General features: G+C 65.5%; 17 protein-coding genes. 14 read left to right on the top strand and 3 right to left on the bottom strand.

Features of this window, described 5'->3' with window-relative positions:
- The first annotated feature begins 205 nt into the window (after positions 1-205).
- The 3 genes from hpf (at position 206) to hprK (ending at position 2,152) form a co-directional block, all read left to right on the top strand.
- On the top strand, positions 206-541 hold the full coding sequence (gene hpf / locus C8C98_RS06055) for a ribosome hibernation-promoting factor, HPF/YfiA family (protein ID WP_099656984.1): 336 nt from the start codon (positions 206-208) through the stop codon (positions 539-541).
- A 112-nt stretch (positions 542-653) separates the two neighbouring features.
- On the top strand, positions 654-1,121 hold the full coding sequence (locus C8C98_RS06050; RefSeq protein WP_099656983.1) for a PTS sugar transporter subunit IIA: 468 nt from the start codon (positions 654-656) through the stop codon (positions 1,119-1,121).
- A 71-nt stretch (positions 1,122-1,192) separates the two neighbouring features.
- Complete coding sequence (hprK, locus tag C8C98_RS06045; RefSeq protein ID WP_099656982.1) at positions 1,193-2,152, top strand: HPr(Ser) kinase/phosphatase; 960 nt, start codon at positions 1,193-1,195, stop codon at positions 2,150-2,152.
- 131 nt (positions 2,153-2,283) lie between these two features.
- Here hprK and fur read toward each other — a convergent pair whose 3' ends face one another.
- On the bottom strand, positions 2,284-2,703 hold the full coding sequence (fur, locus tag C8C98_RS06040; protein WP_121453526.1) for a ferric iron uptake transcriptional regulator: 420 nt from the start codon (positions 2,701-2,703) through the stop codon (positions 2,284-2,286).
- Positions 2,704-2,807: 104 nt separating this feature from the next.
- On the opposite strand from fur, the gene C8C98_RS06035 reads away from it, so the two are divergent.
- The 6 genes from C8C98_RS06035 to lptE all read left to right on the top strand — a co-directional run bounded on the left by C8C98_RS06035 (position 2,808) and on the right by lptE (position 9,133).
- Positions 2,808-3,380 carry an outer membrane protein assembly factor BamE gene (locus C8C98_RS06035; RefSeq protein WP_099742299.1) on the top strand — a complete coding sequence of 191 codons (573 nt, stop codon included), beginning with the start codon at positions 2,808-2,810 and terminating at the stop codon, positions 3,378-3,380.
- Positions 3,381-3,539: 159 nt separating this feature from the next.
- A complete protein-coding gene (gene dapB, locus C8C98_RS06030) occupies positions 3,540-4,385 on the top strand; it encodes a 4-hydroxy-tetrahydrodipicolinate reductase (protein ID WP_121453525.1) in 846 nt (281 codons plus the stop codon).
- 14 nt (positions 4,386-4,399) lie between these two features.
- The gene (locus C8C98_RS06025) at positions 4,400-5,113 is read left to right on the top strand and encodes a MotA/TolQ/ExbB proton channel family protein (RefSeq protein ID WP_121453524.1); all 714 of its coding nucleotides are present in this window, start codon (positions 4,400-4,402) and stop codon (positions 5,111-5,113) included.
- Entirely contained in the window at positions 5,110-5,538 is a 429-nt protein-coding gene (locus C8C98_RS06020; protein ID WP_099656977.1) for a biopolymer transporter ExbD, read from the top strand. The genes C8C98_RS06025 and C8C98_RS06020 overlap by 4 nt, the downstream gene beginning before the upstream one ends.
- A gap of 250 nt (positions 5,539-5,788) precedes the next feature.
- Positions 5,789-8,482, top strand: coding sequence for a leucine--tRNA ligase (gene leuS / locus C8C98_RS06015; RefSeq protein ID WP_121453523.1), 2,694 nt, complete (start codon positions 5,789-5,791; stop codon positions 8,480-8,482).
- A 147-nt stretch (positions 8,483-8,629) separates the two neighbouring features.
- Complete coding sequence (gene lptE, locus C8C98_RS06010; RefSeq protein WP_121453522.1) at positions 8,630-9,133, top strand: LPS assembly lipoprotein LptE; 504 nt, start codon at positions 8,630-8,632, stop codon at positions 9,131-9,133.
- Positions 9,134-9,302: 169 nt separating this feature from the next.
- On the opposite strand, the gene rocF is transcribed toward lptE, so the two are convergent.
- On the bottom strand, positions 9,303-10,274 hold the full coding sequence (gene rocF, locus C8C98_RS06005) for an arginase (RefSeq protein ID WP_121456062.1): 972 nt from the start codon (positions 10,272-10,274) through the stop codon (positions 9,303-9,305).
- 386 nt (positions 10,275-10,660) lie between these two features.
- Between rocF and C8C98_RS06000 the strand changes: the two genes are divergently transcribed.
- The 3 genes from C8C98_RS06000 to C8C98_RS05990 all read left to right on the top strand — a co-directional run bounded on the left by C8C98_RS06000 (position 10,661) and on the right by C8C98_RS05990 (position 15,015).
- The gene (locus tag C8C98_RS06000; protein WP_121456061.1) at positions 10,661-12,448 is read left to right on the top strand and encodes a methyl-accepting chemotaxis protein; all 1,788 of its coding nucleotides are present in this window, start codon (positions 10,661-10,663) and stop codon (positions 12,446-12,448) included.
- A 144-nt stretch (positions 12,449-12,592) separates the two neighbouring features.
- Positions 12,593-13,648, top strand: a complete 1,056-nt coding sequence (gene holA / locus C8C98_RS05995) for a DNA polymerase III subunit delta (RefSeq protein ID WP_121453521.1) — start codon at positions 12,593-12,595, stop codon at positions 13,646-13,648.
- Complete coding sequence (locus tag C8C98_RS05990) at positions 13,621-15,015, top strand: FAD-binding oxidoreductase (protein WP_233574467.1); 1,395 nt, start codon at positions 13,621-13,623, stop codon at positions 15,013-15,015. The genes holA and C8C98_RS05990 overlap by 28 nt, the downstream gene beginning before the upstream one ends.
- A 486-nt stretch (positions 15,016-15,501) precedes the next feature.
- Here C8C98_RS05990 and C8C98_RS05985 read toward each other — a convergent pair whose 3' ends face one another.
- A complete protein-coding gene (locus C8C98_RS05985; protein WP_121453520.1) occupies positions 15,502-15,786 on the bottom strand; it encodes a hypothetical protein in 285 nt (94 codons plus the stop codon).
- Between the two features lie 65 nt (positions 15,787-15,851).
- On the opposite strand from C8C98_RS05985, the gene C8C98_RS05980 reads away from it, so the two are divergent.
- Complete coding sequence (locus tag C8C98_RS05980) at positions 15,852-17,132, top strand: glutamate-5-semialdehyde dehydrogenase (protein ID WP_121453519.1); 1,281 nt, start codon at positions 15,852-15,854, stop codon at positions 17,130-17,132.
- A 95-nt stretch (positions 17,133-17,227) separates the two neighbouring features.
- Positions 17,228-18,691, top strand: coding sequence for a Trk system potassium transporter TrkA (trkA, locus tag C8C98_RS05975; protein ID WP_121453518.1), 1,464 nt, complete (start codon positions 17,228-17,230; stop codon positions 18,689-18,691).
- Positions 18,692-18,706 lie beyond the last annotated feature (15 nt).

Below are 18,706 nucleotides of genomic sequence, written 5' to 3'. Positions count from 1 at the left end.
GTGCTGACTCGCGCATTGTGAGGGGTTTTTGGCCGTTTGGCACCTTCTGCCCGATAACCCGCCGATGCACATCGGAATGGGATTGCAATTAGCACAGTCCAGGGGCATAGTGAAGTCACGTCAACGGATGCATCCAGTTCGCCGGGCCGCCACTCTGATCCAGTGCGGCAAATGTTTTTCACCGAGAGCCACAGGAGACTTACCTATGAATTTGACGATCAGCGGTCACCACCTCGAAGTTACCCCTGCCTTGCGCAACTACGTCACCACCAAGCTCGATCGGATCACGCGCCATTTTGACCAAGTGGTTGATGTCAAGGTACTGCTGACAGTTGAGAAGCAAAAGGAAAAGGAAAAGCGCCAACGAGCGGAATGCAACATCCACGTCAAGGGTAGCGACCTGTTTGCGGAAAGCTCGCACTCTGACCTCTATGCCGCTGTGGATGAACTGGTCGACAAGATGGACCGCCAGGTAGTGCGTCACAAGGATCGCCTGCAAGACCACCACCACGAAGCGGCCAAGCGCGAACTGCACGCTTGATGCACCTGCCCGTCAGGTGCCTGCACAGCAACCGCCCCATGGGGGCGGTTTTTTTCTGGGCCACGCCGCTTTACTCAGGGTTTTCGCCAGTGTGTGCATAATTGTTACCTCCATGAACCGACTCGCCTCCATCCTCCCCGCCGCTCAAGTCCTTGTGAGCGTGGACGCTACTAGCAAAAAACGTGCTTTTGAAGAAGCGGGGCTGCTTTTCGAGAGCCAGCACGGCCTCTCGCGGGCGCTCATCACGGACAGCCTGTTTGCCCGTGAGCGCCTGGGCTCTACCGGCCTCGGTCATGGCGTGGCCATCCCCCACGGTCGCATCAAGGGGCTCAAGGCCCCCATGGCGGCGGTGTTCCAGTTGCTGCAGCCCATCGGCTTTGATGCCCCGGACGAAATGCCGGTCAATCTGCTGATTTTTCTGCTGGTGCCTGAAGCGGCCACCCAGAAGCACCTGGAAATCCTTTCTGAAATTGCCGAACTGCTGAGCGACTCTGCCCTGCGCGAGCGGCTCAAGGCATCGACCGATGCGGCCGAGCTGCACGGCATGATTGCCGGATGGCAATCCACCCAGACCGCCTGATCCTTCCGATCTGCCCGGCGCGTTTCCCGTTCCACCCAGCGCCCTGTCGCTGTGAACTGCTGTGAGTTGCCGTGAAACCTAACGTAGTCAGCGCCGACGTCCTGTTTGAAGAATTCCGTGGCTCGCTCAAGTGGGAGTGGGTTGCCGGCCTGGGCGCCTCTGAGCGCCGGTTCGATGAGGTGGCTGTGCGCTCCGCGCGCTCGGGCGCCGATTTGGTGGGCTACCTCAATTACATCCACCCCTATCGGGTTCAAATTCTGGGTGAGCGAGAGGTCGCCTACCTCAGCAGCAGCGAATCGCCCGACGATTGCAAACGCCGCATTGCCCGCATCGTGACGCTGGAGCCGCCCGTGCTGGTGCTGGCCGACAACCAGGTGGCCCCCGATGCGCTGGTGTCCATGTGCGAGCGCGCGCAGATTCCGATGTTCTCCACGCACGAGTCCTCGGCCTTCGTCATCGACGTGCTGCGTGCCTATCTGTCCAAGCACTTTGCCGACCGCATCACCATGCACGGCGTGTTCATGGACATTCTGGGCTTGGGCGTGATGATCACGGGCGAGTCAGGCCTGGGCAAGAGCGAGTTGGGCTTGGAGCTGATCTCGCGCGGCAACGGCCTGGTGGCCGACGATGCGGTGGACTTGTTCCGCATCAACCAGACCACCATCGAGGGCAAGTGCCCTGAGCTGCTGCAAAACCTGCTGGAAGTGCGCGGCATTGGCCTGCTCGACATCCGCGCCATCTTTGGCGAGACGGCGGTGCGCCGCAAGATGCGCCTGAAGCTCATCGTGCACTTGGTGCGCAAAGAGACGCTGGAGCGCGACTACGAGCGCCTGCCCTATGAGCCGCTCACGCAGGATGTGCTGGGGGTGCCCGTGCTCAAGGTCGTCATCCAGGTGGTGGCCGGTCGCAATATCGCCGTGCTGGTTGAGGCCGCGGTGCGCAACACCATCCTGCAACTGCGCGGCATCGACACCTACCAAGAGTTTGTAGACCGCCACCGCCGCGCCATGGAGCGCGACACCGGAGGCTAGCTGCGCTCAGGCCGCCGGAAACTGGCGCGGCCCATGCCAGTGCTCCCGCGCAAGGGCCTACGCCGGCCGCGCCGCCCCGCCGCGCTGGGAGCGTCCCCCTTCAGGGGGAAGGCGCGAAGCGACTCAGGCGGTTACCCTTTTTTCGCACATGTGGCGCACTGGCCGTACAAGGCCATGGTGTGGTCTTGCACCACCCAGCCCTTGTTCTTGGCGATCAGTTGCTGGCGTTTTTCAATTTCGGCGTCGTAAAACTCTTCGACCTTGCCGCACATGGTGCACACAAAGTGGTCGTGGTGCTGGCCTTCATTCAACTCGTAGACGGCCTTGCCGCTTTCAAAGTTGCTGCGGATCAGGATGCCCGCCTGCTCAAACTGCGTGAGCACGCGGTACACGGTTGCCAGTCCGATGTCCGAGCGCTCTTCCAGCAGCACCCGAAACACATCTTCCGCCGTCATGTGGCGCTGTGCGCCTTTCTGGAAGATCTCCATGATCTTCAGGCGGGGCAGGGTGGCCTTGAGGCCCGTGCTCTTGAGTTCGTCGATGTTGGTCATGGCTGCTGGCTCCTTGCGGCAGTGCGGTTGCGGGAGAGGGGCCCGCCCATGCAAGGGAAGGCTGCCGCTACAATGGTTTGATCATATCCTTTGCCCTTTTCCCCATGCCAGACAAAGCTTGTTGCAACGCCCGCCTGGGTCGCATTCTTTTGGCCAGCGCTGCGCTCGCTGCCTTGGCGGCATGCGGCAGCCTGGACGGCGCCAGCCGCCGTGTGGCCAGCGTCGTCACCCCCTACAAGATCGACATCGTGCAGGGCAACTTCGTGTCGCGCGAACAGGTACAGGCCTTGCAGCCCGGCATGAGCCGCCAGCAAGTGCGCGAGTTGCTGGGCACGCCCCTGATGACCAGCCTGTTCCACGCGGACCGTTGGGAATACGTCTTCACCATCAAACGCCCCTCGGCCGAGATGGAATCGCGCAAGCTCACCGTGTTCTTCCAGGGCGATGCCCTGGCGCGACATGAGGGTGACGAGATGCCGTCGGAGACGGAGTTCGTGGCCACGCTGGGCTCGCACAAAGGCAAGCCCAAGGTGCCTACCCTGGAGGCCACCGAAGCCCAACTGGCCCGCTACCCCGCCCGCAAGGCCGAGGCAGCGGCACCCCAGGCACCGGCTGCGGCCACGCCATCCGAGCCACAGCCCGCACGCTACCCACCGCTGGAATCGACTGCCCGCTGATGGGGCGCAGACCCCGGCGCTCACTTGATTGCCCGCGCGGGCCCGGCATGAACGGGCCCCGCCTTTTGCCCAGTGCCCGCGCGCCGCGCTGCCGCTTGCAGCCCCTGCGTTGGCCAGACTTGCTGCCGTTTTGATGGCAGCCTTTATTGCAGGATTGACATGTCCGTGAACCCCTCTGCCACTGCGGCCACCCCCTCCACCCCTTGCCGCATTGCGGTGGCCGGCGCCTCGGGCCGCATGGGCCGCATGCTGATCGAAGCCATCCGTGCCAGCGACGACTGCGTGCTGGCCGGAGCGCTCGACCAGGCCTCCAGCCCCGCCGTGGGCTCGGATGCCTGCGCCTTTTTGGGCTATGCCAGCGGCGTGGCCATCACGGCCGACCTGAAGGCAGGCCTGCAAAACGCCGACGTGCTCATCGACTTCACCCGCCCCGAAGGCACCCTGGCCCATCTGGCGGTGTGCGCGGAACTGGGCGTGAAGGCCGTCATCGGCACCACCGGCTTCACCGATGCGCAGAAGGCCGAACTCGACACCTACGCACAGCGCACCGCCATCATGTTCTCGCCCAACATGAGCGTGGGCGTGAACGTCACCCTCAAGCTGCTGCAAATGGCCGCCAAGGCCATGGCCACGGGGTACGACATCGAAATCATCGAAGCCCACCACCGCCACAAGGTCGATGCGCCCTCGGGCACCGCGCTCAAGATGGGCGAGGTGATTGCCGAGGCTTTGGGCCGCGACCTCAAGGACTGCGCCGTGTACGCCCGCGAAGGCGTGACGGGCGAGCGCGACCCGTCGAGCATCGGTTTTGCCGCCATCCGCGGTGGTGACATCGTGGGCGACCACACCGTGCTGTTTGCGGGCATTGGCGAGCGCATCGAGGTCACGCACAAGTCCTCCAGCCGCGCCACGTATGCGCAGGGCGCCCTGCGTGCCGTGCGCTTTCTGGCGGCCCACAAGACTGGCATGTTCGACATGTTCGACGTGCTGAACCTCAAGCACTGACGCAGGCCCCCGCGATGGACGCCCTTCACTGGTGGCGCCAGGGTGATGCCGTGACCCAGGGCGCCGCTGTGGTGCTGCTGGCCATGTCGGTGGCCAGCTGGGTGGTCATGCTCTGGAAGGCGCGCCTGGTGCTGCGCGCCGGTGCCGATGTGGCCCGCTGCACCGCTGCGGTATGGCAGTCTCCATCGCTTGACGTGGCTGCGCATAGGCTGGCCGCGCTGGACCCACAGGCGCTGGTGCTCCCCCTGGTGGTGGCCGCGCAGGGCGTGGCCCAGTCTCCTGGGGTTCCAAGCCCTGCTGCCACCCTGGCTTCGGCCGGCCCCCTGTCGCAACAACTCACCCGCGTGCTGCGCGATGCCCTGCACGGCGTGCTGGGCCGCCTGCAATACGGGCAGGTGCTGCTGGCCACTGTGGGGGCCACGGCCCCGTTCGTGGGCCTGCTGGGAACGGTGTGGGGCATCTACCATGCGCTCACGGCGCTGGGGGGGGGCGGGGCCGTCACCATCGACCGTATCTCCGGCCCCGTGGGCGAGGCCCTGGTCATGACCGCTGCAGGGTTGGCGGTGGCCATTCCGGCCGTGCTGGCCTACAACGTGTTGGGCCGTTTGATTGGCCGCATCGAGGCCGACCTGGAAGGCTTTGCGCTGGATTTGCGTGAGCTGCTGGCAAGCCCGGGCATCTCCTCTCCCCAGGCCGGGCCTTCGTCCTCAGACGGCACACAGCCATGAGCTTCGGTCGGCTCGAACGCACCACGGGCGCGCAGCCCATGAGCGACATCAACATGACCCCGCTGGTGGATGTGATGCTGGTGCTGGTGGTGATCTTCATCCTGACGGCGCCGCTGCTGGCTAGCTCGATCCGGCTCGATTTGCCCAAGGCCGAGGGCACCGGCCCTGCCGTGGCCCCCGAGTTTGTGACCGTGGTGGTGGACGCCGCAGGCCAGGCGTATTTGGACGACCAACCCGTGTCCCAAGCAGCCCTGGCCGTGCGCCTGCAACGCATTGGCGCGGCCCAGCCGGACACCGAAGTGCAGTTGCGCGCTGATGCCACCGTGCCCTATGGCCGCGTGGTCGAAGTCATGGGCGCAGCCCACCAGGCCGGGCTGCAGCGCATTGGCTTTGTGGCAGATCCTGCCAAGGCCGGTGCGCCTTAGTGTTCTTGATTGCTATTTAATTGATAGCTACTTGCGCTTATCAATCAAGCGCTGCAGGCCAATAAGGCTTCGGGTAGGGCTTTGGTCTGCCAGCAGCGAGACTGCTTGGGCATCCAGGCGCAGGAGCGGCTTGGCCCTGACACTGCTCGCTCGCCGTGCCGTTTGCCCCGTGTCGGCCCGCTTCACCGCCTAAAATCCACCGATTGCAGCCCAGAGTGGGCTTGCACCGTCCTCTCACCTTCAAGCTCCCATGCAAGACAAATACTCCCACCAAGAGGTTGAACGCGCCGCGCACAGCCACTGGACTGCCCGCGACGCCTACCGCGTGACGGAAGACACCAGCAAGAAGAAGTTCTACGCCTGCTCGATGCTGCCGTACCCCAGCGGCAAGCTGCACATGGGCCATGTGCGCAACTACACCATCAACGACATGCTCACGCGCTACCTGCGCATGAACGGCCACAACGTCTTGATGCCCATGGGCTGGGATGCCTTCGGCCTGCCCGCCGAAAACGCGGCGCTCAAGAACGGTGTGCCACCGGCCAAGTGGACGTACGAGAACATCGCGTACATGAAAAAGCAGATGCAGGCCATGGGCCTGGCCATCGACTGGAGCCGCGAGGTGGCCACCTGCGACCCCGAGTACTACAAGTGGAACCAGTGGCTGTTCCTCAAGATGCTGGAGAAGGGCATCGCCTACCGCAAGACCCAGGTGGTGAACTGGGACCCGGTGGACCAGACCGTGCTGGCCAACGAGCAGGTGATTGACGGCAAGGGCTGGCGCACCGGTGCCACGGTCGAGAAGCGCGAGATCCCCGGCTACTACCTCAAGATCACCGACTACGCCGAAGAGCTGTTGGGCTTTGTGACCGGCGACAAGCTGCCCGGGTGGCCTGAGCGTGTGAAGCTGATGCAGGAAAACTGGATCGGCAAATCTGAGGGCGTGCGCTTCGCCTTCCCGCACGACATCCGGGGGGATGACGGCGCGCTGATTGGGGACGGCAAGATGTACGTGTTCACCACGCGCGCTGACACCATCATGGGCGTGACCTTCTGCGCCGTGGCGCCTGAGCACGCGCTGGCCGCCCATGCTGCCAAGACCAATCCCACGCTCAAGGCCTTCATCGAAGAATGCAAGAGCGGCGGCACCACCGAAGCCGAGCTGGCCACGCAAGAGAAAAAGGGCGTGCCCACGGGCCTGTTCGTCACGCACCCGCTGACCGACGAAAAGGTCGAGGTCTGGGTCGGCAACTACGTGCTGATGGGCTATGGCGACGGCGCCGTGATGGGCGTGCCCGCCCATGATGAGCGCGACTTCGCGTTCGCCCTCAAGTACGGCATCGAGATCAAGCAGGTTGTGCTGGTCGATGGCGAGCACTTTGACTACCACCAGTGGAACGACTGGTACGGCGACAAGCAGCGCGGCGTCACCATCAACTCCGACAGCTTCAGCGGCCTGTCGTACAAGGAAGCCGTGAACGCCGTGGCCCATGCACTGGAGCAAAAGGGCCTGGGCGAGAAGAAGACCACCTGGCGCCTGCGCGACTGGGGCGTGAGCCGCCAGCGCTACTGGGGCACGCCGATCCCCATCATCCACTGCGATGAACACGGCGCCGTGCCCGTGCCCGAAAAAGACCTGCCCGTGGTGCTGCCGCAAGACTGCATCCCCGATGGCTCGGGCAACCCGCTGCACAAGCACGAAGGCTTCCACGCGGGCGTGACCTGCCCCGTGTGCGGCAAGGCCGCCCGCCGCGAGACGGACACCATGGACACCTTCGTGGACAGCTCGTGGTACTTCATGCGGTATTGCGACCCCAAGAACGCCGATGCGATGGTGGCCGGTGGCGCCGACTACTGGATGCCGATGGACCAGTACATCGGCGGTATCGAACACGCCATCCTGCACCTGCTGTACGCCCGCTTCTGGACCAAGGTCATGCGCGACCTGGGCCTGGTCAAGGTCGATGAGCCCTTTACCAAGCTGCTCACGCAGGGCATGGTGCTCAACCACATCTACAGCCGCCGCACCGCCAAGGGCGGCAAGGACTACTTCTGGCCGCACGACGTGGAGCATGTGCTCGATGAAGGCGGCAAGATCATCGGTGCCAAGCTCAAGAACGAAGCCACCAGCGGCGACGGCCTGCTGCCCGTGGGCACGCCCATCGACTATGAGGGCGTGGGCACCATGTCCAAGTCCAAGAACAACGGTGTGGACCCGCAAGACCTGATCGAGAAGTACGGCGCCGACACCGCCCGCCTGTACACCATGTTCACCGCCCCGCCTGAAGCCACCCTGGAATGGAACGACGCCGCCGTCGAAGGCAGCTACCGCTTCCTGCGCCGGGTGTGGAACTTCGGCGTCAAGCTCGCGGCCATTGACCGCGATGCCGCCATCGCCAGCGTGGCTGGTGCCAGCAGCCTGCAAGACGTGCAGTTTGGCAAAGAGGCCAAGGCCCTGCGCCTGGAGATCCACAACGTGCTCAAGCAGGTGGACTACGACTACCAGCGCATGCAGTACAACACCGTGGTCTCGGGCGCGATGAAGATGATCAACGCGCTTGAAGACTTCAAGGCCACCGATTCGGTCGGTGCCCAGGTGGCACTGATCGAAGGCTTTGGCATCCTGCTGCGCTGCCTGTACCCCGCCACCCCGCACATCGCCCACAGCCTGTGGGAAAGCCTGGGCTACGCGGGTGCCCTGGGTGACCTGCTGGACGCCGCCTGGCCCCAGGTGGATGCCAATGCGCTGGTGCAGGACGAGATCGAACTCATGCTGCAGGTCAACGGCAAGCTGCGTGGCTCCATCCGGGTGCCCGCGCAGGCCGACAAGGCCGAGATCGAGCGCCTGGCCCTGGCCAGCGAGGCTTTCATCGCCCAGGCCGCCGGTGCCCAGCCCAAGCGTGTCATCGTGGTGCCTGGCCGCCTTGTGAACATCGTGGTCTGAAATGAAACCCCGCTCCCCTGAGGCCCTGCGGCTGCCGCTCTCGCTGACACCGCGCCCTGCGCTGCAGCCTGAGGGGGTCGCCCTGGCTGCGGGGGGCGGCCCGCCCCTACCGGGCCGTGGGGCGAGCCCATGCCATGGATAACTGATATGCAAAGACGCACACTGCTGACCCTCGTTCCCGCTGCCGTGCTGGCAGGCTGCGGCTTTCGCCTGCGTGGCGTGCCGGAGTTCGGCTTCTCGTCGCTCTACATTGCCGCGCCCACCACGTCGCCCCTGGCGCGAGAGTTGCAGCGCACGCTCGATGGATCGGGCAGCCAGCTCAAGGTGCTGCGCAATGCGGCCGACCTGCCCACCGCGCAGGTGGTGATCGACATTCTGTCGGAGCAGCGCGAGCGCATTGTGGTGGGGCAGAACGCCTCGGGTCAGGTGCGCGAGCTGCAACTGCGCCTGAAGGTGAAGTTCCGCCTGCGTACGCCGGGCAGCGTGGAGATGATCCCTGAGACAGAGATACAGCAGCAGCGCGACATGACCTACAACGAAACCCTGGCGCTGTCGAAAGAGGCCGAAGAAGCCCTGCAATACCGCAACATGCAGACCGACATCGTGCAGCAACTGCTGCGCCGCCTGTCGGTGGCCAAGCTGCCGCAGTAAGCATTGAATGGCCCTGTAGGGCTTTTAAAATAAGCGCTGGCAGCTATTAAAAAAGTAGCGTCAGTGCTTTTTTGTGGCCTGCGCAGCTGGGGCTACGACGGCACGGGCCCCAAAAATCGGCCACCGCCATCGTCAACCACCGTCCTGCATCGCGGCCTTGAGCAGGTTTTCAGACCGGCTTGGTCCGCATCAGCGTGCTCTTGCCAAACAGCGACTCCACCAGGTCCACCGCTAGCACGGCGGTCTTGTTGCGCACGTCCAGGGCCGGGTTCAGCTCCACGATGTCGAGCGAGGCCAGGCGCCCGCTGTCGGCAATCATCTCCATGCACAGCTGTGCTTCGCGGTAGGTGGGGCCGCCGGGCACGGTGGTGCCCACGCCGGGTGCAATGTCGGGGTCCAGAAAATCCACATCAAAGCTCACATGCAGGTGGGTGTGGGCGTCCATGCCCGCCAGGGCCCGCTCCATCACCTGGCGCATGCCCACCTCGTCGATGGCGCGCATGTCAAACACTTCCAGGCCCTGCTCGTGCACAAAGCGCTTTTCGCCCTCGTCCACGCTGCGGATGCCGATCTGCCGGATTTGTGAAGGGTGCAGCGCCGGGCCGCCGCCGGGCATGGCCGCCAGCTGCGTCAGCTCGGCCGGGCCAAAGCCGCACAGGCATGCCACGGGCATGCCGTGCACATTGCCGCTGGGGGTCAGTTCGCTGGTGTTGAAGTCGGCATGCGCATCGAGCCACAGCACGCGCAGCTTTTTGCCACTTTCTGCGCAGTGGCGGGCCACGGCGCTGATGCTGCCCAGGCCCAGGCTGTGGTCGCCGCCCAGCAGGATGGGCAGGTGGCCCAGTTGCAGCTCGGCATACACGGCGTCGTACACCAGCCGGTTCCACTGCGCCACTTCGGGCAGGTGGCGGTAGCCGTTCACCGGGGGCAACCAGGGGTTGGAGGGGCCGCTCAGGTTGCCCCGGTCAAACACCTGCAGCCCGTGCGACTCCAGCGCCGCCTGCAGCCCCGCCACGCGCAGGGCCTCGGGGCCCATGGATGCGCCGCGCGCGCCCGCGCCAATGTCGGTGGGCGCGCCAATCAGGCTGGTGGGGTGGGCGGGGCGCAGGGCCGGGTGGGGGGGCGGGGGCTGTTGGGTCATTGCGGGCTTTGGGGTGTTTGCAGGTGGCGGGGGGGGGCTGGCGGAGCAGAAGGGCGCAGGCGCCATCTCCACTTTGCACGGATTGTCCTGCACTGCCATGCCAAAGAACAGCACCCACGGTGCGCACTTCGCGTGCCCGGTCGCGCAATTTGCATGGCCTAGGCTGGCAGATTGCGCAGTTGATGCCGCATGCCGCCGTAGGTCTCTGTTGTCCGCAGGGCTGCGGCACAAATGCCTGCAGGGGCTGAGGGTTTGTCCCGGTGTCGCGTGGCTGCCATTTGCCCGCCGTCTCGCTTAGGCTTGGCAACTGTTTGTAATGGAATGTTTTGGTGGGGCGCCCTGCCCAGCCTGCGTTCCGTCAGGCGCAGCACACCGCAGGAGACAACATGCAACTCGACAATATCCGCGTTTCTCGCAAGCTCTGGTTTGCGTTCTTGGGGTTGATGGTGGCCATGGCCGTGGTGTCGGGCGTGGCGCAAAACCGCAGCAACACCGCCATGTCACGCGCCATTGACGCCGTGGCCGACATCGATACGCGCCTGGCATCGGTCATCCGCTGGCGCGGCGCCACCGGTACGGCCAATTTGATGGTGCATGGCATCGCCATCACCACCGACGAGGCCCTGGAGAAACAATACGGCGCGCAACTCAAAGAGGCCATCGCCGGGATCGGGAAGATCCAGGAAGGAATCAGTGCCGGTATCTCCGACCCCGCTGACAAAGCCGCCATGGACAAGATCCAGGAAATCCGCAAACGCGTGTTGGCCGGTGTTGGCAAGATCCGCGAGCTGCGCGGGGCGGGTGATATCGCCGCTTCGCAGCGCTTTGCCAAGGAAGAATTCACTGCGCTGATCAACCAGTACGAAGGCGCGCAAGACGAGTTCATCGCCCAACTGGAGCGTCGCCGCGAAGAGGTGCGTGCAGACGCCACCACCCAGCGCATCCGCGCCGGGGTCATTGGTGCCATCACGGCGGTGCTGGTGTTTGGCGTGGGCACGCTACTGGCCTGGTGGCTGGTGCGCTCCATCACGGCGCCGCTGCAGCAAGCGGTAGACACTGCCAACGCGATTGCCGCAGGCGACCTCACGCGTGAGCTGCAAACCACCCGCCAAGACGAACTCGGCCAAATGCTGCGCGCCCTCTCGGACATGTCCACCCGCCTGCGCGGCGTGGTGAGCGAAGTGCGCCACGGTGTGGACTCCGTCTCCAGTGCATCCATCCAGATCGCCAACGGCAACCACGACCTCTCGGCCCGCACCGAACAAACCGCCGCCAACCTCGAAGAAACCGCCTCCAGCATGGAAGAGCTGACCGCCACCGTCACCCAATCGGCTGACACCGCCCGCCAGGCCAACCAGCTTGCAGGCACCGCCGCCCAGGCCGCAGCGCGCGGCGGTGAAGTCGTCGGCCAGGTGGTCGCCAGCATGCAGCACATCACCGAAAGCTCGCGCAAGATCAGCGACATCATTGGCGTGATCGACTCCATCGCCTTCCAAACCAATATCCTGGCCCTGAACGCTGCGGTGGAAGCCGCCCGCGCAGGCGAGCAAGGCCGAGGCTTTGCCGTGGTGGCCTCAGAAGTGCGCAACCTGGCCGGGCGCAGCGCCGAAGCCGCCAAGGAAATCAAAACCCTCATCGGCAAATCGGTCGAAAACGTCGAAAGCGGCTCTGAACAAGTCGCCCAGGCCGGCAAGACCATGGACGAAATTGTCTCCAGTGTGCGCCGCGTGAGCGACCTCATTGGAGAGATCACCGCGTCGTCCACCGAGCAACGCGACGGCATCGGCCAAGTCAACCAGGCCGTGGCCAACCTGGACCAGATGACCCAGCAAAACGCTGCGCTGGTGGAAGAGTCGACAGCGGCCGCCGCCTCCATGCGCGACCAAGCCCAGCGGCTGGCCGAAGTGGTGTCCGTCTTCAATGTGGGCGCTGCGGCAGCGCGCGCCCCGGCAGCGCAGACCACCGCCCGCACGGCAGCCCCTATCGCCGCCCCGCGCCAGACCCCGGCCCAGCGCTTTGCCCCGGCCCCGGCCCGGGCAACGATCGGGCAGGCAGGCAAGAAGGCAGCGCCAGCACCCGCCCCCAAGCTCACCAGCAGCGCCAAGGCGGCTGCTCCGGCCAAGGCCCCCGCGCCTGCGGCTAAGGGCAATGACGATGAATGGGAAAGCTTCTGAGGGTGTGCGTGCTTTGCAGGGTGCTATTTAATTAATAGCTGCCAGCGCAAGTAGATCATGCGCTGGAGCCTGTTTTGACTATGAAATAGCGGCGCAGGCCCGGCGCCCGCCTTGCCCGGCCAGCCGGGGCGATAAACTTTGCCCATGCAAGTCGCTCTGGCCCAACTCTCCACCCACCTCCAACGGGCCCTGTCGCCGCTTTACGTGCTGCACGGCGACGAGCCCTTGCTGCAGCAAGAGGCCGCAGACGCCATCCGCACCACCGCCCGCGCCCAGGGTTACACCGAGCGCAGCAGCTACACCGTGGCCGGTGCCCACTTTGACTGGAGCGCCGTGCTGGCCGCAGGCGGCAGCTTGAGCCTGTTTGCCGACAAACAGATCGTCGAAATCCGCATCCCCTCGGGCAAGCCCGGCAAAGACGGCAGCGTGGCCCTGCAGCATGTGGCCGAATCGGCGCGGGGCAACGACAGCACGCTCACCATCGTCATGCTGCCGCGTTTGGACAAGGCCACCAAAACCGGCGCCTGGTTTGCCGCGCTGGAGGGTAATGGCACGTCTATCCAGATCGACCCCATCGAGCGCGGCATGCTGCCGCAGTGGATTGCCCAGCGCCTGGCCGCACAAGGCCAGCGCGTGGTGGCGGGCGAAGAGGGCCAGCGCACGCTGCAGTTTTTTGCCGACCGCGTGGAAGGCAATCTGCTGGCCGCGCACCAGGAGATCCAGAAGCTGGCCCTGTTGCACCCGGCGGGTGAGTTGACCCAGGCCCAGGTCGAAGCTGCCGTGCTCAACGTGGCGCGCTACGACGTGTTCAAGCTGTCCGAATCTGTATTGGCCGGGCAGACGGGCCGCGTGCAGCGCATGCTCGACGGCCTGCAGGCCGAGGGCGAGGCCGAGGTGCTGGTGCACTGGGCGCTGGCCGAAGACATCCGCGCCTTGAAGCGCGTGAAAGACGCCATGAACGCCGGCCGCCCCTTGCCCATGGCCCTGCGCGAAAACCGCATCTGGGGCCCCAAGGAGCGGCTGTTTGAACGCATCCTGCCCAAGGCCAGCGACGCCGCCTTGGCGCGCCTGCTGCAGTCGGCGCACACGGTGGACGGCATTGTCAAAGGCCTCAAGCAGCCCGACTGGCCGCAAGACGGCTGGCAGGCCCTGCAGCGCCTGGCCTTTCAGCTGTGCCGCCTGACCAGCGCGGCACGTTGATGGCGGCCGCTGCTGCCTCCCTGCCACTGCCGCAGGGCTCCCTGCCTTTGCGCCTGCCCAACGACGACGCCACCAATGGCTGGTCCGCCATCCTGCCCCCGCGCACGCCGCGCCCTGCGCTGCAGGGCGATGTGGTGGCCGATTGGCTGGTGCTGGGTGCGGGCTTTGCGGGGCTGGCCGCCGCGCGCCGCCTGGCCGAGCGGCGTCCGCACGCCCACATCGTGGTGGTGGACGCAGGCACCGTGGGCGACAACGCCTCGGGCCGCAACTCGGGCTTCGCCATCGATGTGCCGCACAACATCGGCAGTTCGCTCGAAGAACTGCGCCAGGCCGCGCACTACCAGGCCTTGCTCACGGCGGGGCTGAATGATGTGGAGCTGCTGGTGGTGAACCACCGCATCGACTGCCAGTGGCGGCGTGCAGGCAAGTACCACTGCGCCGTGTCGCCCGCCGCCGAGCGCACGCTGCAGCACCATGTGCAAGAGCTGCGCGCCCTGGGTGCGCTGCACGAGCTGCTGGACCGCAACGCCCTGGCCGCGCGCCTGGGCACCCGCTACTTTGCCGCCGGGCTCTACACGCCGGGCACCGTGCTGCTCAACCCCGCCGCGCTGTGCCGGGGCCTGGCCGATGCGCTGCCTGCCAACGTCACCTTGCACGAGCAAACGCCGGTGCAGCGGCTGGACTTGTCGGGCGGCCAAGTGGTGGCCCACACCCCGCAGGGCAGCGTGCGTTCGCCGCAGTTGTTGCTGGCGGCCAATGGTTTTGCGCAGCAGCTGGGGCTGTTCGGCAGTGCCTGGGGGGCGGAGACGTTTCCGCTGGTCACCTTTGGATCGCTGACCGCGCCACTCACGCCCGAGCAGCGCAGCCGCCTGGGCGCGCCTGAAAGCTGGGGCGTGACGCCCGCCAGCGCCGTGACCGGAGCCACGCTGCGTTACACGGACGACCACCGCATTCTGGTGCGCCAGGGGTTTGAATACGCGCCGCATTTCCGCGTCAGCCCTGCGGTGCGCGAGCGGGTGCGGCGTGAGCACGCTGCCGTGTTTGCGGCGCGTTTTCCGCAGCTGGGCGATGTGGCGTTAGAGCATTTTTGGGAAGGCTCGATTGCCATCACCCGCAACGGCGCGCCGCGTTGGGGGCGGCTGGCCCCGCAGGTGCATGGCGTCGCCGGGTGCAATGGGGCGGGGGTGGTGAAGTTCACGGCGTTGGGGGCGTTGGCGGCGGATTTGGCGCTGGGGCAGGACAACCCGTTGTTGGCGCATGCGTTGGCGTTGGGCGGGCCGACGCGCATGCCGCCGCAGCCGTTCATGGGGCTGGGGGTGCGGGCTTATATTGCGCGGGAGAAGTGGTTGGGGCGGGCGGAGGTTTGATGGGTTTTGGCCGCTAGCGCTTGTGGAATAAGCGCTAGACGCTATGAAATTGAGAGTGATTGTCTGGGGTTTCTGTCACCATTCGTACCCCCGCCCGTTCGGGCTGAGCTTGTCGATGCCGGGGCGTGCTTGCTGATTGGGGTGCATGCCTGTGCCAAGTGCGGGTGCCGGGATGTGCCCCCGGCGGGGCACCTTCTTTTCTTGCGTCGCCAAGAAAAGAAGGCAAAAGAAGGCGACCCCGAGTCTGCGACCCCTTCGCCTGGCGAAGGGGCAACCTGTGTCGGGGTGGTTGCGGGGTGCGCTGCGGAACTCACTGCGCGCTAAAGCGCTTCGTTCAGACAGCCGCAGCGAGTCAGTTCACGAAGCATGGGCGCACTCGCGCCCATGCCACCCCGCAACCGCCCCGACGCAGGCGCAGCCACAGGGGGGTGGATAGCCAACAGCCGAACAGCCACTCGGGCCATCGCGTTGCTCGGCCCTGGCTGGTCAGCTGGCAGTTAACGTGGCTTGGGCTTTCTCTACCCACATCATCAGGTTCGCTACCAGATCCTTCTGGCTGAATGAGCAGCTTTCTTCCGAGAACAACGCGCTCGATTCCAGTCGGTCCAGCAGGTTGAGCAGCACTTCGCTGTAGCGCGGGGGCAGGGCGGCAAGCAAGGCGGTTTGCTGGCGGGCCAGGGTGCTCAGGGTGGCAGCAGTGTGGTCGCCGCGTTCGAAGGCCTGTAGGGCTTGGGCCAGGGTGGTGAGTTGGGTCGAAGCGGTGTCGGTCATGGTCGTGAGGTGGCATGCAACGGTGCAGGCCGCAAGGGTAAGGCCCAATGCGGCAAAATCGCGGGATGAATGCCCTCAACGTCGCTGAATACACTCACACCCTCGGTTATCAGGCAAAAACGGCCTCTGCGCTGATGGCGAAAGCGCCGGCAGCTATCAAAAACAAAGCGCTGCTGGCCCTGGCCCGTTTGCTGCGCGAGCAGACCGAGGCGCTGCAGGTGGACAACGCCCGTGATCTGGAGCGCGCGCGCGCTGCGGGTTTGGCCGAGCCGATGGTGGACCGCTTGAAGCTCAGCCCCAAGGTGCTGGAGACCTGCGCCCAGGGCTGCGAGCAGCTCGCGGCCATGGCCGATGTGATTGGCGAGATCATTGGCATGAAGCAGCAGCCCAGCGGCATCCGCGTGGGGCAGATGCGGGTGCCGATTGGCGTGTTTGGCATGATTTACGAGAGCCGCCCCAACGTGACCATCGAGGCGGCGTCGCTGTCGATCAAGAGCGGCAATGCGTGCATCTTGCGCGGTGGGTCCGAGGCGATTGATTCGAACAAGGCGCTGGCCAAGCTGGTGGCGCAGGCGCTGACCGAGGCGGGCCTGCCGCAAGATGCGGTGCAACTGGTGCAGACCACCGACCGTGAGGCCGTGGGCCAGTTGATTGCCATGCCGCAGTTTGTGGATGTGATCATCCCGCGCGGCGGCAAGGGCCTGATCGAGCGCATCAGCCGTGATGCCAAGGTGCCCGTCATCAAGCATCTGGACGGTAACTGCCACACCTATGTGGACGACCCCTGCGACATCGCCATGGCAGTGAAGGTGGCCGACAACGCCAAGACCCACAAGTACAGCCCCTGCAACGCGAGCGAAGGCCTGCTGGTGGCGCGTGGCGTGGCGGCCGAGTTTTTGCCGCAGATCGGCGCGGTGTATGCCGCCAAGGGCGTGGAGATGCGCGGCTGCCCCGAGTCGCTGGCCATCTTGCAATCGGTGGCGGGGGCCAAGCTGGTGCCTGCGACAGAGCAGGACTGGAGCGAGGAATACCTGGCCCCCATCATCAGCGTGAAGGTGGTGGCGGGCGTGGATGAAGCCATTGCGCACATCAACCGCTATTCCAGCCACCACACGGACGCGATCCTGACGCGCGACCACATGCACGCCCAGCAGTTCCTGCGCGAGGTGGACTCGGCCAGCGTGATGGTGAACGCCAGCACGCGCTTTGCCGATGGCTTTGAGTTTGGGCTGGGGGCGGAAATCGGCATCAGCACCGACAAGTTCCATGCGCGCGGGCCGGTGGGCATTGAGGGGCTGACCTCGCTCAAGTACGTGGTGCTGGGCGAAGGCGAAGTGCGTAGCTGATGATGCTATGTTTTTAATAGCTGCTTGCGCTTATCTGATAAGTGCTACAGCCCTTAAAGCCTTGAAACCCCTCACGCACCCACCTCGCTAACCCCATGAAAATCATCATCCTCGGGGCAGGCCGTGTGGGCGAGAGCGTGGCCGACAGCCTGGTGTCCGAGCGCAACGACATCACCGTCATCGACACCGACGCCGAGCGCCTGCGTGATCTGGAGTCGCGCTTTGACCTGCGCGGCGTGGTGGGCAACGGCATTGAGCCCGCCGTGCTGGCCGAGGCCGGGGCGCGCGACACCGACCTGCTGATCGCCTGCGCCGCACAGGACGAGACCAACCTGGTGTGCTGCAAGATTGCGCAGCTGTTGTTCAACATCCCCACCCGCATTGCGCGGGTGCGCTCGACGGGGCTGGAGGGCGATGCGCGCTTGCTGGGCGCCGAGGGCTTTGCGGTGGACCGCACCATCTGCCCCGAAGAATCGCTCACCCGCTACATCGGCAAGCTCATCGACTACCCCGAGGCCATGCAGGTGCGCGAGTTTGCGGGCGGGCGCGCCTGTCTGGTGTCGGTGCGCGCACGCCAGGGCGCGCCCATGGTGGGCGGCACCATTGCCGCGCTGCGCGCCAGTGCGCCCGAGGTGGCGGTGCGGCTGGTGGCTATCTACCGCCGCTTTCCTGACGAGCCCGATCGCTTCGTGGCCTGCGCGGGCAACACGCGCATCGAGCCCGGCGATGAGGTGTTTGTGCTGGCGGCGCAGGAGCACATTGCGCATGTGCTGTCGGCCCTGCACCGGCGCGATGCGCGCCATGCGCACCCCGTGCGCCGCATCATGATTGCCGGAGGCGGGCGCGTGGGCTTGCGCCTGGCGCAGCAGCTGGGCCAGCAAGAGGGTCGCTTTCACCTCAAGGTCATCGAGTCTGACCCGCAGCGTTGCGTGGAGCTTGCGTCGGTGCTGCCGCACGACGTGCTGGTGCTGCAGGGCGACACCACCGATGAAGACCTGCTGGGCGACGAAGGCGTGGAAGAGGTGGACCTGTTCCTGGCCGTGACCGATGACGATGAGGACAACATCATGTCCTGCCTGCTGGCCAAGCGCATGGGCGCCAGCCGTGTGCTGGCGCTCATCAACCGCCGCAGCTATGCCGATTTGATGCACGGCACGGAAATCGACATTGCGCTGTCGCCCGCGCAGGCCATGCTGGGCGAGTTGCTGGCCTTTGTGCGCCAGGGCGATGTGCAGGCCGTGCACAGCCTGCGCCGGGGTGTGGCCGAGGCGCTGGAGATCGTGGTGCGCGGCGACCGCAAGAGTTCGCGGGTGGTGGGTCGCAAGGTCAGCGAGCTGCACCTGCCGCGCGATGTGCACATCGGCCTCATCGTGCGGGGCTTGCCGGACGCCACGGCGCCTGCGGGCGAGGGCGGCGCTGTGCTGCCCGAGCCGCAGGTGATCATCCCGCGCAGCGCCACGGTGCTGGAGAGCAATGACCATGTGGTCTTCTTCCTGCCGCACAAGCGCCTGGTGCGCGAAGTGGAAAAGCTCTTTCGCGTGAGCGCGACGTTTTTCTGACGCGGCGGGCTGACC

This window comes from Acidovorax sp. 106 (assembly GCF_003663825.1).
GTDB lineage: Bacteria > Pseudomonadota > Gammaproteobacteria > Burkholderiales > Burkholderiaceae_C > Acidovorax.
The sequence above is the reverse complement of the archived record's forward strand: the minus strand, read 5'-3'. Positions and strand labels throughout refer to the sequence as shown.